Origin of the sequence: Shinella granuli (assembly GCF_004341885.1) — a bacterium.
GTDB classification, from domain to species: domain Bacteria; phylum Pseudomonadota; class Alphaproteobacteria; order Rhizobiales; family Rhizobiaceae; genus Shinella; species Shinella granuli.
This window is the reverse complement of sequence record NZ_SLVX01000025.1, coordinates 23,349-39,289: the sequence shown is the minus strand read 5'-3', so window position 1 is coordinate 39,289 and position 15,941 is coordinate 23,349. Positions and strand designations below refer to the sequence as shown.

At 63.2% G+C, this 15,941-nt stretch carries 18 protein-coding genes; 14 read left to right on the top strand and 4 right to left on the bottom strand.

The annotated features are described in order from the left end of the window. Positions 1-4 precede the first annotated feature (4 nt). Genes trbK-alt through EV665_RS26665 form a run of 6 tightly spaced genes read left to right on the top strand, consistent with a single transcriptional unit; the run spans position 5 to position 4,698 of the window. Positions 5-292 carry a putative entry exclusion protein TrbK-alt gene (gene trbK-alt / locus EV665_RS26690; protein WP_133036405.1) on the top strand — a complete coding sequence of 96 codons (288 nt, stop codon included), beginning with the start codon at positions 5-7 and terminating at the stop codon, positions 290-292. Between the two features lie 3 nt (positions 293-295). Next, complete coding sequence (gene trbL, locus EV665_RS26685; protein WP_133036404.1) at positions 296-1,657, top strand: P-type conjugative transfer protein TrbL; 1,362 nt, start codon at positions 296-298, stop codon at positions 1,655-1,657. Further along, positions 1,654-2,343 (top strand): conjugal transfer protein TrbF, encoded by a 690-nt coding sequence (gene trbF / locus EV665_RS26680; RefSeq protein ID WP_133036403.1) that lies wholly within the window; start codon positions 1,654-1,656, stop codon positions 2,341-2,343. Before trbL ends, trbF begins: the two co-directional genes overlap by 4 nt. Then, entirely contained in the window at positions 2,340-3,323 is a 984-nt protein-coding gene (gene trbG, locus EV665_RS26675; RefSeq protein ID WP_133036402.1) for a P-type conjugative transfer protein TrbG, read from the top strand. Before trbF ends, trbG begins: the two co-directional genes overlap by 4 nt. A 29-nt stretch (positions 3,324-3,352) precedes the next feature. Then, the gene (locus EV665_RS26670; protein ID WP_133036453.1) at positions 3,353-4,477 is read left to right on the top strand and encodes a TraB/TrbI/VirB10 family type IV secretion system protein; all 1,125 of its coding nucleotides are present in this window, start codon (positions 3,353-3,355) and stop codon (positions 4,475-4,477) included. 2 nt (positions 4,478-4,479) lie between these two features. Next, the gene (locus EV665_RS26665) at positions 4,480-4,698 is read left to right on the top strand and encodes a DUF2274 domain-containing protein (RefSeq protein WP_133036401.1); all 219 of its coding nucleotides are present in this window, start codon (positions 4,480-4,482) and stop codon (positions 4,696-4,698) included. Between the two features lie 53 nt (positions 4,699-4,751). Here the strand turns inward: EV665_RS26665 and EV665_RS26660 are convergent, their stop codons facing one another. From EV665_RS26660 to EV665_RS26650, 3 genes are read right to left on the bottom strand one after another with little or no spacing between them, the layout of a single operon-like run. Beyond that, positions 4,752-5,702, bottom strand: coding sequence for a LysR family transcriptional regulator (locus EV665_RS26660; RefSeq protein WP_210234683.1), 951 nt, complete (start codon positions 5,700-5,702; stop codon positions 4,752-4,754). Beyond that, on the bottom strand, positions 5,692-7,140 hold the full coding sequence (locus EV665_RS26655; RefSeq protein WP_133036399.1) for an ATP-binding protein: 1,449 nt from the start codon (positions 7,138-7,140) through the stop codon (positions 5,692-5,694). The genes EV665_RS26660 and EV665_RS26655 overlap by 11 nt, the downstream gene beginning before the upstream one ends. Continuing rightward, the gene (locus EV665_RS26650; protein WP_133036398.1) at positions 7,137-7,802 is read right to left on the bottom strand and encodes a response regulator; all 666 of its coding nucleotides are present in this window, start codon (positions 7,800-7,802) and stop codon (positions 7,137-7,139) included. Before EV665_RS26650 ends, EV665_RS26655 begins: the two co-directional genes overlap by 4 nt. Positions 7,803-7,935: 133 nt before the next feature. Here EV665_RS26650 and EV665_RS26645 point away from each other — a divergent pair, with 133 nt between their 5' ends. Beyond that, positions 7,936-8,574: a DsbA family protein gene (locus EV665_RS26645; protein WP_133036397.1), complete on the top strand. Its 639-nt coding sequence runs from the start codon at positions 7,936-7,938 to the stop codon at positions 8,572-8,574. A 14-nt stretch (positions 8,575-8,588) separates the two neighbouring features. Here EV665_RS26645 and EV665_RS26640 read toward each other — a convergent pair whose 3' ends face one another. Beyond that, positions 8,589-9,851, bottom strand: a complete 1,263-nt coding sequence (locus EV665_RS26640) for an NAD(P)/FAD-dependent oxidoreductase (protein WP_133036396.1) — start codon at positions 9,849-9,851, stop codon at positions 8,589-8,591. An 83-nt stretch (positions 9,852-9,934) separates the two neighbouring features. Between EV665_RS26640 and blh the strand changes: the two genes are divergently transcribed. The 7 genes from blh to EV665_RS26605 all read left to right on the top strand — a co-directional run bounded on the left by blh (position 9,935) and on the right by EV665_RS26605 (position 15,883). Further along, positions 9,935-11,242, top strand: coding sequence for a bifunctional sulfur transferase/dioxygenase Blh (gene blh / locus EV665_RS26635; protein WP_133036395.1), 1,308 nt, complete (start codon positions 9,935-9,937; stop codon positions 11,240-11,242). Then, positions 11,242-11,661, top strand: coding sequence for a YeeE/YedE family protein (locus EV665_RS26630; protein WP_133036452.1), 420 nt, complete (start codon positions 11,242-11,244; stop codon positions 11,659-11,661). The genes blh and EV665_RS26630 overlap by 1 nt, the downstream gene beginning before the upstream one ends. A gap of 14 nt (positions 11,662-11,675) precedes the next feature. Next, the gene (locus EV665_RS26625; RefSeq protein WP_245507841.1) at positions 11,676-12,086 is read left to right on the top strand and encodes a YeeE/YedE family protein; all 411 of its coding nucleotides are present in this window, start codon (positions 11,676-11,678) and stop codon (positions 12,084-12,086) included. A gap of 3 nt (positions 12,087-12,089) precedes the next feature. Continuing rightward, positions 12,090-12,869: a sulfite exporter TauE/SafE family protein gene (locus EV665_RS26620; RefSeq protein ID WP_133036393.1), complete on the top strand. Its 780-nt coding sequence runs from the start codon at positions 12,090-12,092 to the stop codon at positions 12,867-12,869. Between the two features lie 194 nt (positions 12,870-13,063). Beyond that, a complete protein-coding gene (locus tag EV665_RS26615) occupies positions 13,064-13,822 on the top strand; it encodes a substrate-binding domain-containing protein (RefSeq protein ID WP_133036392.1) in 759 nt (252 codons plus the stop codon). Between the two features lie 283 nt (positions 13,823-14,105). Continuing rightward, entirely contained in the window at positions 14,106-14,705 is a 600-nt protein-coding gene (locus EV665_RS26610; protein WP_133036391.1) for a DsbA family protein, read from the top strand. Further along, a complete protein-coding gene (locus EV665_RS26605) occupies positions 14,705-15,883 on the top strand; it encodes a L,D-transpeptidase family protein (protein ID WP_133036390.1) in 1,179 nt (392 codons plus the stop codon). Before EV665_RS26610 ends, EV665_RS26605 begins: the two co-directional genes overlap by 1 nt. Positions 15,884-15,941 lie beyond the last annotated feature (58 nt).

Sequence of the window (15,941 nt, the reverse complement as noted above, 5' to 3'; positions counted from 1 at the left end):
GCTTATGGACGGCAAGATGCTGGCCCGGCTGGGCGCTGTCGTGTTCGTCGCCGTCGCCATTACGGCGGCGGTCGTCGAACTGACCCGAAAGGAGGACCCGAAAGAGGATTTCTCCACGCGCGTCATCGAACCCTCGCACGATCCGCTGCGCGCGGGGCAGCGCCGGTGCCAGCAGCTTGGCCAGCAAGCCGCGAATGACCCCGAATGCCTGCGCGTCTGGGCGGAAACCCGCGACCGTTTCCTGCGTCCGTCCTCTGCACCGGCGTCGCCGTCCTCCAGCGAAGGGCGGTGAAGCATGGGCGGCTCCGGCGTTATCGACACATTTCTCGGAACCTTCACCCGCTATATCGACAGCGGGTTCGGTCTGCTCGGCGGCGAGGTGGCGTTTGTCGCCACCACCCTGATCGTGATCGACGTGACGCTGGCCGCTCTCTTCTGGAGCTGGGGCGCCGACGACGACATCATCGCCCGTCTGGTGAAGAAGACCTTGTTTGTCGGGGTGTTCGCCTACCTGATATCCAACTGGAACAACCTCGCCAAGATTGTCTTCGACAGCTTCGCCGGCCTCGGACTGAAAGCCTCCGGCACCGGCTTCACTGCGCAGGATCTGCTTCGTCCAGGCAAGGTCGCACAGACCGGCCTCGATGCCGCGCGTCCCTTGCTCGACGCGATATCGCCCCTGATGGGCTGGATCGCGGTTTTCGAGAACCTGATCCAGATCGTCTGCCTTTTGTTTGCCTGGGCGCTGGTCATCCTCGCCTTCTTCATTCTGGCGATCCAGCTCTTCGTGACGCTGATCGAGTTCAAGTTGTCGACGCTCGCCGGTTTCGTCCTGATCCCGTTCGGCCTCTTCGGCAAGACCGCCTTCATGGCCGAGCGCGTGCTTGGCAATGTGATTTCCAGCGGCATCAAGGTCCTGGTCCTCGCTGTCATCGTCGGCATCGGCTCAACGCTGTTCAGTCAGTTCACGCAAGGCTTCGGCGGCCAGACCCCGAGCATCGACGACGCCATGGCCATCGTTCTTGCGGCGCTCTCGCTCGTCGGCCTTGGCATCTTCGGTCCCGGTATTGCCTCCGGTCTTGTCAGCGGCGGCCCGCAGCTTGGCGCAGGCGCCGCGGTTGGCACCGGCCTTGCTGTCGGCGGTGCGGCACTCGCTGCTGGCGGCGGCGCGGTACTGGCCGCGAAGGGCGGAGCCGCTCTTCTTTCCGGCGGCGCCGCTGCCGCGCGTGGTGGCGCTGCGGCGGCCGGCGCGGCATCGTCGGCCTACACATTGGGCTCTATGGGACAGTCGGGCGCGTCCGGCGTCGCGTCCGGCCTCGGAGGCGTAGCACGCGCCGCCGGATCGGCCTCCGTTTCCCCGTTGCGCCGTGCCGCGTCCCGCGCCTCGGAAAGCATGAAATCCAGCTTCTCCGACGGCGCGCGTGCAGGCGTCAGCGCCACCGGCGGCTCCTTCTCGTCTGGCGCGGGCACTGGCGAATCCGATCCCGCTTCCGTCGCTCCCGCAACCACACCCGATCAGCCGCCGGCATGGGCCCAGCGCATGAAGCGCGGCAGCCATGTCGCCCACGGCGTCAGCGCCGCCGCCCATGCCGTTCGCTCGGGCGACAGCCATGGGTCCGGCGCATCCGTCAATCTCTCCGAAAGTGACCGTTCATGAATCTCTTCAAACGACCGGCCGTGCATTACGGCAAGACACCTCAACCGGAAACACCTTACCAGAAGGCCGCACAAGTCTGGGACGAACGTCTTGGGTCAGCGCGCGTGCAGGCGAGGAACTGGCGCTACATGGCGTTCGGTTCGCTGATCCTGTCAGCGGGCTTCGCTTCCGCGCTGGTCTATCAGTCCGCGCGTGGGACAGTGGTTCCCTGGGTGGTTCAAGTAGACAATCTGGGTCAGGCCCAGACCGTCGCCCCGGCCGCGGCGGACTATCGTCCGACCGATCCACAGGTGGCGTGGCATCTCGCACGCTTCATCGAGCAGACCAGAAGCATTCCCGCCGATCCGATCATCGTCCGCCAGAACTGGCTCAGGGCCTATGAGTGGACGACTGATCGGGGCGCGGCTGCGCTTAACGACTATGCCCGCGCCAACGATCCCTTCACGAAGGTCGGCAAGCAGCAGATCGCCGTCGAGGTTTCCAGCGTCATCCGCGCTTCTCCGGACAGCTTCCGCGTCGCGTGGACGCAACGGCATTTCGAGAATGGCCAGCTCGGCGCGACCGAGCGATGGACCGCGATCCTGACCATCGTCATCCAGCCTCCGCGCGATGCCGAGCGGCTGAAGGTCAATCCGCTCGGAATTTACATCAACGCCATCAACTGGTCGCGGGAGATGAGCCAATGAAATCGGCTTTCCGTAACCCCGCCATTCCGGTTTTCCGTAAATCCGTACTCCCGGTTCTGCTGCTTTCCGCCACCGCGTTGGCTGGTTGTGCCACGCCGCAAAAGCCGCCGGAGATCAGCTACGATCGAGATGTTCCGGCTTTGCCGGCCGTTCCGGCATCGGTGACGGACGATCGGCCCCGTCCGATCCACATCCCTCCGGCCTGGACGCCGGCAAAGGGCGGCACGGCGGCCAGCACACCAGTCGCTCGCGTCGAGAACGCCAACGCTGCCGCTCGCGTGCAGCCGCGCCGAGAGGGCTACTTCAACGCGATCCAGGTATATCCCTGGTCGGAAGGAGCGCTCTATCAGGTCTACGCGGCTCCTGGGCAGATCACCGACATCGCGCTGGAACCGGGAGAGTCGCTGACAGGGGCCGGACCGATCGCGGCTGGCGATACCGCCCGCTGGATTATCGGCGACACCGAGAGCGGCAGCGGAACGACCCGCCGCGTCCATATTCTCGTGAAGCCTTCCCGGCCGGACATCACGACCAATCTCGTCGTGACTACAGACCGGCGTGTTTACATGATCGAGCTGCGTTCCGGCGCGAAGCCCTATATGCCGTCCGTCGCCTGGTCCTATCCGCGGCCGCGCGCCGGTCAAGGCCAGAGCATTCCGGCGACGCCGGTCATCCCGGCCGTTGCGGCCCGCAACTACCGATACGGTTTGACCGGCGGGAATCCGCCCTGGAAACCCGTCTCCGTCTATGACGACGGCCGCAGGGTCTACGTCGAGTTTCCGCGCGGGATCGTCCAGGGCGAAATGCCGCCGATCTTCGTCATCGGTCCCGATGGCGAAGCGCAACTCGTCAACAGCCGTATTCACCAGCACATCCTGATCGTCGATCGCCTGTTCGGCGCTGCCGAGCTCCGCCTTGGCGGCGGCGACAAACAGCAGGTCGTCAGGATTGTCCGCACCGACGGGAGACCCGCATCGTGAGCGAGAACAATACCGACAATACAGCTCCCATGCGTCTTCGCGCCGAGGCACCGCGCGTCACGCGCCTTTCGCGGAGGGTGTTGGCAAGCATTACGGCCGTCGGGCTCGTTGGCATCGGCGGCGCGCTAATCTACGCACTCCAGACCCGCGATGGAGGTCAAGGCGGCGAAGAACTTTATTCGACCAACAATCGCCAGACCGCAGATGGCCTCGCCGGCCTTCCGCGCGACTATACCGGACCTGTTCTCGGCCCGCCGCTGCCCGGTGATCTCGGCCGCCCGATCCTCGACGCCCAGAACCGGGGCCAGCCCGTGGTCCCGCCGACGATCACAACACCGACCGTTGACGAGGCTGAGCAGCGCCGGCGGGCCGAGGAAGAGGCTGCGCGCACCAGCCGCGTGTTCTTTCAGACCCAACCCGGCTCGACAGCGACGACACCCGGCGGCTCAACCATGCCGAACGTTCCCGGCTTCGATCTCGCCGGGCTCGCGGGGCAATCCGGTCAGCAGACCGCCCAGGATCGGCAGCTTGCGTTTCTGAATGCACCGGTTGATCGCCGGACCACATCATCGGATCGGGTCATAGCTCCGGCTTCGCCGTTCATCCTTCAGGCCGGGGCGGTGATCTCAGCCGCGCTCATCACCGGCATTCGCTCCGATCTGCCTGGCCAGATCACTGCGCAGGTGACGGAAAACATCTACGACAGTCCGACCGGCAGATTGCTTCTGATCCCGCAAGGCACGCGGATTGTCGGCCAGTACGACAACAACGTGCAGTTCGGGCAAAGACGGGCGCTGCTGGTCTGGAACCGGCTGATCTTCCCGAACGGCCGCTCCATCGTCCTCGAACGCCAGCCGGGCGCCGACACGCAAGGATACGCTGGTCTCGAGGATGGGGTCGATTATCACTGGTGGGATCTCGCCAAAGCGGCCGGTCTCTCCACGCTGCTCGCGGTCGGCACGGAACTGGCGGTCAGCGATGAGGACCGCCTGGTCCGCGCTATCCGCGACGGCGCACAGGACACCATCAACGACGCCGGTCAGCAGATCGTCCGGCGCCAATTGCAGGTCGCACCGACGTTGACCATCCGGCCGGGCTTCCCCGTTCGCGTTATCGTCACGCGCGATCTCGTCCTTGAACCCTACAGAGGCTGACTGTGGCAAAACTGAAACTTGGACCGATCGCCGACGATAAGCCCGTCAAAGTCACGGTGGAATTGCCCGCACAACTCCACCGTGATCTCATCGCCTATGCCGAAATCCTGGCGCGTGAGTCGGGCCAATCTGTCGCTGATCCGGTGCGCTTGATCGTACCAATGCTTGATCGGTTCATCGCAACCGATCGCGGGTTCGCCAAGGCGCGGCGTCTGCCCTAGAAGAGGATAATTGAGATCTGCAACCATGACCGAGCGCTATTTGGAACAACAGTTCAAATGGGCAGAGTGAGCACCAGCATCATGTAGGCTATTGCTGATTTCGACATCTTCCTTGCCATGCTTAGCAAGCTGCGAAATGCCGGGTTATCATTCCTGGCAGACCAGATCGCGCTGAAAGGAAGAATTTCATCGACAATGGGTCGATAGGTGATCCCCGGAAGCCGTGCTGCCGCCATCGCTTCACTGACGACCGTCAGGCCACGTCCAACAGCTACGAGCGAGAGAAGATTATCTCTCCCGACTGACTGAGGCTGTATGTACGGATGATGACCCAGATCAGCGAGTCGCTTTACGAGGTAGTCGTGAATCTCAGGGCCGGGCGCGACATCACTGACGATAAATTGCTCCATGGTGAGGTCACTCCAGCCCACCACCGGTTTCTCAGAAAGCGCATGCCCTTCGGGAAGCACGACAAACACCCGTTCGAACCAAAGCTGGTCTGTTTCACACCCCGGCCAGACCCGTGTGCCGGTCAAGAACGCGACGTCGATCTGGAATTGACGCACCGCCGCGATATGTTCGTCAGGATTTCCTTCGATGAACTCTATATGGACCTTCGCATGGGCGCTGTCGTAAGCGAGCAGCAGATTCGCCAGAAAGCCTGACGCTAGGGACGAGAATATTCCGATCTTAAGCCGCCCGTTCTCTACACGCCCGATCCTCGCCACGTCCTCAACGCTGTGACCGATATCCCGAAGAATGCGACGCGCCTGAGGGAGAAAGCGCTGCCCAGCGTAAGTGAGGGTGACGCCGCTGCTACGCCGATGGAACAGTGAGGCGCCAACCTGATCTTCGAGGTCTCGTATAGATCGGCTGATCGCCGACTCCTGCACCCCTGAAGCCGCGCCGGCTTTTCTAAAGCTGCCCTGCTCGGCCGCTGCCACGAAGTAGCAGAGATGGCGTACATCGATTGCCTCGCGGCGCTTCGCGAGCCTATCTCTCATGAGCGAGCCTATCCCCCTTCGCATCCGCCACAACCGGGAGGGGCGATAGCTCCCCGTCGTTGTGGCGGAACTCGCCGCGGGGCGTTGTCGAACTTGGAGCGGCGTTGAGGTGCAGTTCAGCGCGGAAACCTCCCTCTGGACGGTTTTTCAGAGACAGGCTCCCGCCGAGCCGCTTCGCCGCGAGGTCGGCAATCGCGAGGCCCAGCCCACTTCCCATCGCGGTCTTGTTGCGACCGCGATAGAACCTCTCGCAAACCTTGGGCAGTTCGTCTTCAGGTATTCCCGGTCCGCTGTCGTCGATCGTCAGTGCGACGCCGTCGCCTTCAAGCCTCATGCCACAATGGACAGGGCTTTCAACGCGGGAATGCAGAACGGCATTTTCCATGAGGTTCCGCGTCGCGAGCATGAACAGTGACGGATCGATATCAAGGTCTATGTCATGCAGTTTTTCGTCGATCTCGAGGAGCGCAGCGCCCGGGTAGTGCTGGCGGATGTCATCTGCGAGCCGGCTGGCCAATTTGCCCAAATTGACACGATGATTGTCGCTGTCGGTCTCGCCCCTTTCGGCATTCGTCAGGTCGGTGAGCTGTCGCATCAGCCGAGACGTCCGGTCCACGCCGACCACGATCTGACGCAGGGCGTTCGCACGAATGCCCGGATCCTCGCTCCCGAGCGCCACCTGCGCCTGAGTCTTCAGTCCGGCGATCGGCGTACGCAGCTCATGCGCTGCGAAGGCTGTAAAATCGCGCTCCCGTTCTCGGGCCGCATGCACCCGCCCGAAGAGACCGTTGAGCGAGCGGATGACCGGCTTGATCTCGGAAGGCGTATCGACGTCGGGCAGGGCGCTCAGATCGGAGGCGGACCGCGTCTCCAGCGCGTGAGCCATGTTGTTGAGGGGACCGAGACCTTTCCTCACGCTCAGCCAAATCAGCCCGGCCAGGATCGGCAAGATCAGCAATGCAGGCAGTGCAAGACCCCGGATCACATCGGCCACCAGCCGATCGCGAACGCGCATATTGTCTCCGACGAGGACTCGCATGCCGAGATCGGTGTTGACCACCGCATAGACGCGCCAGGTTTCGCCCCCGATAAGGGTCTCGGAAAAGCCGTCCTGTGCATCAGACAGCGGCGTTGCCGGGGCCGCGTCGGAGCGGCCCACCAAGGTGCCGTCCAGCGCCCATATTTGGCAGGATAGCTGCCTATCATAAGACGCATGCATCGTCGGCTCGACGGCCGGAATCTGGGCTGCGCGCTTCGGATCGATCTCCTGGCTGGTGATCAGCGAACTCACCATACGCGCCGCCTCGATCAGGCGAGCATCGAGGACGCGTTCCACCTCGGCTCGCGTGCTGAGATAGATCCAGGCGATCGCCGACATCCAAACGACGCCCGTCGTGATCATCAGGATCATGAAGAGCCGGCTTCGGATCGATTTCATATGCTGTCCTCCGCCAGCCTGTAGCCCACCCCGCGCACGGTTTCGATGACGCCAGGGCCGAGCTTCTGTCGCAGATTGTGGATGTGAACCTCGATCGTGTTGCTCTCCACGTCCTCCTGCCAACCATAGAGCCGGTCCTCGAGCTGCGATTTCGACAGGATCTGGCCCGGCCGCTCCATCAGCGCGTGCAGAATGGAGAACTCGCGGCGGGAGAGCCGCACACCCTCGCCCGATTTCGAGACCGCCATCGTCGCAGGGTCGAGGCGCAGATCGCGCCAGATGCGGCAAGCCGAGGCGCCGCCGTTGCCCCGTCTCGTCAAGGCCCTCAGACGGGCGGCGACCTCGTTCAGGTCGAAGGGTTTGCCGAGATAGTCGTCTGCGCCGGCATCGAGACCGGCAATGCGGTCGGGGATGCTGTCACGCGCGGTCAGCAGCAGCACCGGCGTTCCCACCGCCCGTCCTCGAAGCTCGTTCAGAACGTCGAGACCGGACCCGTCCGGAAGCATCAGATCGAGAACCACCGCATCGAAGGCCGAGCTGCGCAGCGCAGCCGAGGCATCCACGCAGGTGGAAACGGCGTCCACAGTGAAGCCGGCCAGGCCGAGGCCAACTTGCAACCCGTTCATCAATACTGCGTCGTCTTCGACTACCAAAACTCTCATCGTAACCTGCTCGACTTCAACAGAACAACCGCAATCTGCCGCCGACCTTAAGCCAGCCTTAAGGTGACGGGCGCGGGTCTCGCGTCCAGGCAGGGTCCCACCCTGTCCGGCTCACACGAAAAGGAGATCCCGTATGCCTACTCTCACGCGTCGCGGCGCCATGATCACATTGGGGGGCGCGGCCCTGGCGGTGCCTCTCATGCACCGCACGGCTCTCGGGCAGAATGCCGACGTGTCTAAGGAAATGATCCTCAACGACCCGGCTGCGCCCGTTGCGGGCAACCCGAAAGGCGACGTCACCATCGTGGCCTTCCTCGACTACAATTGCCCGTTCTGCAAAAAATCCGCGCCCGACCTTGATCGCGTCGTCAAGGAGGACGGCAAAATCAGGCTCGTCTACAAGGATTGGCCTGTCATCCGGCCGACCTCGATCGACGGCGCGATGATGGCGCTCGCCGCCAAATATCAGGGTAAGTACGACGTCGCGCACCATGCCCTGATGGGCATCCCCGGCGTAGGCGTTCCAAAAGACAAGATGCGGCAGGGCCTCCAGTCCGCAGGCATCGACATGGCTCGTCTCGACGCCGACATGAAGGCCAAGTCCGCGGAAATCGACGCCCTCATCAAGCGCAACATGGCGCAGGCCGATGCCATCGGGTTCTCGGGCACGCCGGCTTACCTCGTCGGCCCGTTCCAGACCTCGACGCTCGACTATCAAGGTTTCAAGCAGGTCGTCTCGGATGCGCGCAAGAAGCAAGCCGGGGAGCAGTGAGCCGGGTCCCGCGCTCACCATCCCCGCTCGCGATGCCTGATGTCGATTGTGCCGCCTCTGAGCATGTGGGACCAATAGAGCCACGGCAGAAACTTGGTCTTCAAGTACCACATGCTCTTGCGGGGCACGCGCGGATCGAGCGGAAAGCTTGGCGTCACCTTGCCGCCATAGGCGAACTCGGCGAGCACGATCTTGCCGAGGGCCACCGTCAGCGGGCAAGAGCCGTAGCCATCATAGGCCTCGGCCATGTCCTTGCCCTGTATCGCCGCCAGCAGATTGGCGACCACGACCGGAGACTGGAGGCGGACGGCCGCCGCCGTCTTGGCGTTGGTGGTGGAGGCGGCATCACCGAGCGAGAACACGTTCGGATATCGCACATGCCGGAGCGTCGCCGCATCGACCTCGATCCAGCCCGCCACGTTCGCCAGCGGACTGTCTCGAACGACATCAAGCCCCGTCTGCGGCGGGACAACATGGATCATGTCGAAGCGCATCTCGACGTCGCGCGCCACACCATCCTTGTCCGTCACGGAAAACAACGCCGCCTTCGCAGGTCCGTTGATGGCGATGAGGTTGTGCCGGTAGCAGGTGTCGATACCGTAATCGTCGACCGCTTTCTGCAAGGGCGGCACAAAGAAGGGCACGCCGAACAGCGCGTCGCCGGCAAGGCAGAATTTCAGCTTCGAGGCATCGAGCTTGCCGCGACGACGCAGATGATCGGCCATCATGTACATGATCTTCTGCGGGGCGCCGGCACATTTGATCGGCATTGCCGGCTGGGTGAACAGCGCGGTCCCGCCCTGGAATTCCTGAATGAGGCGCCAGGTATATTCCGCCGTGTCGGCCCGGTAGTTGCTGCACACGCCGTTCCTGCCGAGCGTATCCCTCAACCCCTGGATGGCGTCCCAAGCGATCTTCAGTCCAGGGCATGCGACGAGATAGTCGTAACCGAGCGTTCGGCCGTCGCTCAGGCTGACGACGTTATTCTCCGGGTCGAAGGCGCTGACGGCTGCTTTGATCCACGTCACACCTTTGGGAATCAGCGAGCGTTCCTCCCGCTCGGTTTGCCTGCGCGTGAACACGCCCGCACCGACCAGCGTCCAACCCGGCTGGTACGAATGGGCCTCCGAGGGTTCCACGATTGCGACATCCAGCCTCGCGTCCCGTCGCTTCAGCTCGGCCGCAACCGTGATGCCCGCTGCCCCGCCACCGACGATGACGATCCGATGCTTAAGCGCAGCGGCTCCGGCAGTTTGTTGCTTCGATGTGGTGTCCATGGCGATCCTCCCACTTGCAGATTTACATATCTGGTTTTATGTAAGTATGTAATTCATATTGACAAGCGTCAAGGAGCGGCTCCATGAAACCCATTCCCGTCACAGAGAAATTTTCTGTCCTGGGGCAATTGCAGCCCAAGGACTTCGCGGAACTCGCCCGGCGCGGCTACAAGACGGTCATCAATAATCGGCCGGATGGCGAAGAAGGTTCACAGCCGGGATCGGCGGCGGAAGAAGAGGCGGCCAGAGCGGCGGGTCTCGACTATGTCTTCATCCCGGTAACGAGCAGCAACATGCGGCCGGAGGACGTTCGGCGGTTCGCGGAGGCGATCGTCGCGTCGGACGGACCAGTGATCGCGCATTGCCGCTCAGGGGCGCGCTCTTTCTACATGTGGATCCTGGCCGGCAATGCCGATGTGGAAGGCTTCGGCAACGACAAGCTGATCGCCGTCGCGAACGACGTCGGGATTGCGCCCGATGCCGCGCGGACATGGCTTGCCGCAAATCGCCCTCCCGCTCCCGTCAAGCCAAAAGTTAAAGGCTTCTTCGATCCGCGCACCTGGAGCATCCAGTACGTCGTCAGCGATCCAGCCACGGCGAAATGCGCCATCGTAGACCCGGTTCTCGACTACGACGAGAAATCCGGATCGACCAGGACCGAGCATGCCGACGAAATCCTCGCCTACATCGCCGACGAGGGCCTGACGGTCGAATGGATCCTCGATACCCATCCTCACGCCGACCATTTTTCCGCCGCCCGCTATCTCAAGGAGAAGACCGGAGCTCCGACCGCGATCGGAGCCCATGTCGTGGATGTGCAGGCTCTATGGAAAGGGATCTACAATTGGCCGGACTTCCCGGCTGACGGCCGCCAGTGGGACCAGCTCTTCGCCGACGGAGATACCTTCAAGGTCGGCACGATAGATGCGCGGGTGATGTTCTCGCCGGGGCACACCCTTGCCTCAATCACCTATCTCATAGGCGACGCCGCCTTCGTCCACGACACGCTGTTCATGCCGGACTCCGGCACGGCGCGCGCCGATTTCCCGGGCGGTAGCGCCAAGGTTCTCTGGAAGTCCATTCAGGACATTCTCGCGCTGCCGGACGAGACGCGCGTGTTCACCGGGCACGACTACCAGCCTGATGGCCGCCAACCGCGGTGGGAAAGCACCGTCGCCGAGCAGAAGAGCTTCAACCCGCATATCGTCGATCAGACCGAGGCGAGCTTCATCGCCCTGCGCGAGGCACGCGACGCCACGCTGCCGATGCCCAAGCTCATCCTGCATGCGCTTCAGGTGAACATGGCCGGCGGCCGGCTTCCCGAACCGGAGTGCAACGGCCGGCGCTATCTAAAAATTCCGCTCGACGCGCTCGAGGGGGTGGTCTGGTGATGGACGCCTATCTTGCTCCTCTGGCAGGCGGCGCGCTGATCGGATTGTCCGCCAGCCTCCTCATGCTGGTCAACGGCCGCATTGCCGGCATCAGCGGTATCGTCGGCGGATTGCTCGGCCAGCGCGGCGAGCGCTTCGGCCACGACATTGCGTTCGTCGCCGGCCTCCTTCTCGGTCCGCTGACCTATTTCACCATCTTCGGCAATGCGCCGCAGGTCATCGTAACGGCGTCCTGGCCCCTCCTGATCGTCGCCGGCCTGCTCGTCGGCTTCGGCACCCGCATGGGGTCCGGCTGCACCTCCGGGCACGGTATCTCGGGACTGGCACGTCTGTCGCCCCGGTCGTTCGCCGCGGTGCTGACCTTCCTCGCGACGGCGATCGTCACGGTGCTGGTGATGCGCCTCGGAGGCTGGCTATGACGCCGCTGCTTCGCATGCTGACGGCGCTCGCAGCCGGCCTTCTGTTCGGGCTCGGTCTCGCAATTTCGGGCCTGCTCAACCCGGCCAAGGTCAAGGCCTTCCTCGACATCACCGGCGCGTGGGATCCGAGCCTGATCTTTGTTCTCGGTGCCGGCGTGATCGTCGCCTTCATCGGCTACAGGATCGCTTTCGCGGTCAATAAGCCGCTGCTCGACGCCCAACTTCATCTGCCGGCCAAAACCCGCATCGACCGCCCGCTCATCCTCGGATCGGCGATCTTCGGCGTGGGCTGGGGCCTGGCCGGCTTCTGCCCCGGTCCTGCGATCGCATCCCTGTCACTCGGCCTGCTCCCCGCGGTGATCTTCGCCGTCGCGATGGTCATTGGAATGGTCACGCATGATCGGTTCCTGGCCGGAAAGGGGTGAGCCATGCTTGCCAATATCGGCCCCGCGCTCGCTTCGGGCGGACTCGTCGGCTTTTCCCTCGGTCTCGTCGGTGGCGGCGGCTCGATCCTGGCGACGCCGCTGCTGCTCTACGTCGTCGGCGTGACACAGCCACATATCGCCATCGGCACGAGCGCGCTCGCCGTTTCGGTCAACGCCTTCGCCAATCTCATCGGCCATGCTCGCAGCGGCAACGTCCGTTGGCGCTGCGCGATCGTCTTCGCCGGCGTCGGCACGTTCGGCGCGCTCGCCGGCTCGACGCTCGGCAAGCTGGTTGACGGCGAGCGCCTTCTCTTCCTGTTCGGCCTGCTCATGATCCTTGTCGGCGTCATGATGCTGCGGCCTCGCAAGGCCGCCGCATCCGCCGAGCGTCCGGCTGATCTGAGGACATGCCTGATCACCGCCGCTGTCGCCTTCGCGGCCGGGTCCGCCTCGGGCTTCTTCGGAATCGGAGGAGGCTTCCTGATCGTGCCCGGCCTCATCCTCGCGACGGGCATGCCAACGATCAAGGCGGTCGGCTCATCGCTGCTGGCCGTGGGCAGCTTCGGGCTCGCCACCGCGCTGAACTATGCCGCGTCCGGCCTCGTCGACTGGCCCGTCGCGTTCGAGTTCATCGCCGGAGGGATCATCGGCGGGATTCTCGGCATGATGCTCGCCAACCGCCTGTCGGCTGGCAAAGACACGCTCAACCGCGTCTTCGCGGCGCTGATCTTCGTGGTCGCGGCCTATGTTCTCTACCGGAGCGCGGGGGCCTTCATTGGTTAACCGCAGCGCTCTGCGGGCTGACCACGTCCGATGCCGGCGGCGCATCGCCCACCATGCTGAGGGCGCGGAAAGGCCGGTGCGATACGCGAGCAGATCGGAGAGACGCTGGCACCAGCAATCACCGCCCACGCCTAACCGTGCGAATCCGGCTTCGTAGCTAGACCAACAACTTCAAAAAACCGCGGAGGAAAGACATGACCCTATTTCGGCTAGTTCTTTTTGCTTTGTTCGCCTTCGGCGTGCCGATCGCTGGCAGTGCCGCGGATCTCAGGGTCTATGGACCTGGAGGTCCGGCGCCCGCGATGAAAGAGGCGGCGGCCGCTTTCGCGAAACTCAAGAACAAGGACGTCGTAGTCACCGCCGGGCCCACCTCGCAGTGGCGTCAATCGGCTTTGAACGACGCCGATCTGATCTACAGCGGCTCGGAAACAATGATGCACGACTTCGTGTCCATGTTCGACGGCCGCCTGAAATCGGAGGACGTCTACCCGCTTTACCTGCGACCGTCTGCAATCCTCGTGCGCCCAGGCAATCCGGAGAAGATTGGCGGCATTGCCGATCTGCTTAAGCCCGGTCACAGGATCCTTGTCGTCAACGGGGCGGGACAGAACGGACTCTGGGAAGACATTGCCGGACGCCTCGGAAGCATCGCCGATGTCCGAGCGCTTCGCTCAAATATTGCCGCCGTCGCCGAGAACAGCGCTCAGGCGAAGAAAGCATGGACGTCGGACCAGACATTGGATGCATGGATCATCTGGAACATCTGGCAACGCGAGGCTCCCGAACTGGCCGATCTCGTCGAGGTCGAGCCCGGTTATCGCATCTATCGCGACACCGGCATTGCAGCGACCGAGCTCGGCAAACGCAACCCTCTGTCGGCGGAGTTCGTCGAGTTTTTGCAGGCCAAGGAGGGTGCCGCCATTTTTGCGAAATGGGGCTGGATCACTCGATAATCGGTGAATCCGAGCGACCGCCTCAAGAGGGGGTGCCGCGCATCCCCGACTCACAAATGCACGTTTCCGGATTTGACCCGCGCATATACGTCCTCCGTGTTTTCGAGCCCCCGGTCATCATTCTCTTGGCCCGTGGTTCTCTACCGTAGCGCCAGCGCATTCTTGGCGCCCACGGGACCAAAGAGGATACAAGCGGTGTGAGAGAACCGTCGGCGTATCCACTTAAGGCTAGCTTAAGCTTGCAACTGCGTTTCGGTCCGAAAGCCCACGGAGGACCGAATGAATGCAGTCACGACGATGTTTTCTGATTTCGACCGTTGCGCTCTTGGCGATCCCTGCGACCGTCACGCACGTCGCTGCCCGGCAGCCGTCCCGTGAGGAGGTGTTTTCCGATCCGGTGACGCCGGTGCTCGGCAATCCGGATGGCGACATCACGATTGTCGAGTTCTTCGACTACCAATGCCCATTTTGCAAAAGCACCTATCCAGAGCTCAAGAAGTTCGTCAGCGACGACGGCAATCTGCGCCTCATGATGCGCGACTGGCCGATCTTTGGCGAAGCGTCGCGGTTTGCAGCCGAGCGTGTTCTGGCCCTCGATCCACAGGCCTACGGCCGCGCCCACGAGGCGCTGATGGGTACGGAAGGACGGCTCACCGAGAACGATGTCATCGAAGTGCTTGAGGACGCCAGCGTCAAAAGTCTCACGCCAGCTCACTCACCTGAAGCGGTAGCCGAAACCTTGTCGCGCAACGACCGCATGGCCAAGGCATTCGGCCTGGCCGGTACGCCCTCATTCGCCATCGGTACGAAGATCTACGGTGGTGTCCTCGATCCAACCGGCCTTGCCCAGGCAGTTCTCGAAGCGAGGGGGAAACGGACTTGATGCTGGACCGACGCTCTCTTCTGATCGGCGGGCTGGCATCCGCGACCTTCTCCACTGCGTCCGCTCGCGACTGGGAGGGGGCCTTCGACACGGCAAGCGCCCGTATGGATGGCCTGCAGGACGTGGAAACGCCGCTGCTCTCGGCGACGACATTGCACGCGACGCGGATTGCCTCCGAAACCTACGCCGGTTGGGCGGCGGAAGGCGGATGGCCGGCCTATCCGTTCACGCAACGGCTTTCCCTTGGCGCGCAGGGCAACGACGTTTCCTGGCTGCGCCAACGCCTCGCTGTGACGGGCGACCTGGCGACGCAATATGGCGCGGGCACCGTCGTCGACAGCTTCGTCGACGCCGCCATTCGCAGGTTTCAGGCGCGGCATGGCCTCACCGTGGACGGGGTGGCGGGCGCTGCCACGTTCGAGGCGCTCAACCGTCCGGCGGCAGACAGGGCGCGGAGCCTCACTGCGAATATTCCCAGATTGCAGGCCGCTCTGGTCGACGATCGTCGCCAGGTGACGGTCAACGTTCCCTCGGCGCAGATCGAGATGGTCGAAGATGGCGCCGTGGTGCTTCGCCAGTCGGCCGTCGTCGGTCAGCCCAATCGCGCGACGCCGCTGCTTTCGAGCAAGATCCACGAGATTAACTTCAATCCCTATTGGCATGTGCCGAAAAGCATCATCCGCCGCGATCTCATCCCGATCATCCGCAGGGACTCGGATTACCTGACGCGTATGGGGATGCGTATTTACACCGGCAACTGGAAAGAAGTGTCGCCGTCGAGCATTGACTGGAGCACCGACGAGGCGACCAACTACGTATTCCGGCAGGAGCCGGGGAGCCGCAATGCCCTTGGACGTGTCCGCATCAACTTCGCCAATCAACATTCGGTCTATCTTCACGACACGCCCGACCCGGGCCTGTTCGGCGATGCCAGCCGCTTTCACTCATCCGGCTGCGTCAGGGTTCAGCGCATTCCGGAATTCGTGACCTGGCTGCTCAAGGATACGCCGGGTTGGTCTACCGAGGCCGTCGCGGAATTCCTGACCAATGGTCAGCGCCGGGACGTCGCGATCACCAATCCCGTTCCGGTCCACTTCGTCTACATCACTGCCTGGGGCGTTCCGGCGGGGCCGGCGCAGTTCAGGAAAGACATCTATTCTCTGGTGGACGGCTCGTGACGGCAAACGCCGCGGCGGAGCTTAATGCTGCCTTAAGCTCGCAGGCAAAAGGCAGCAG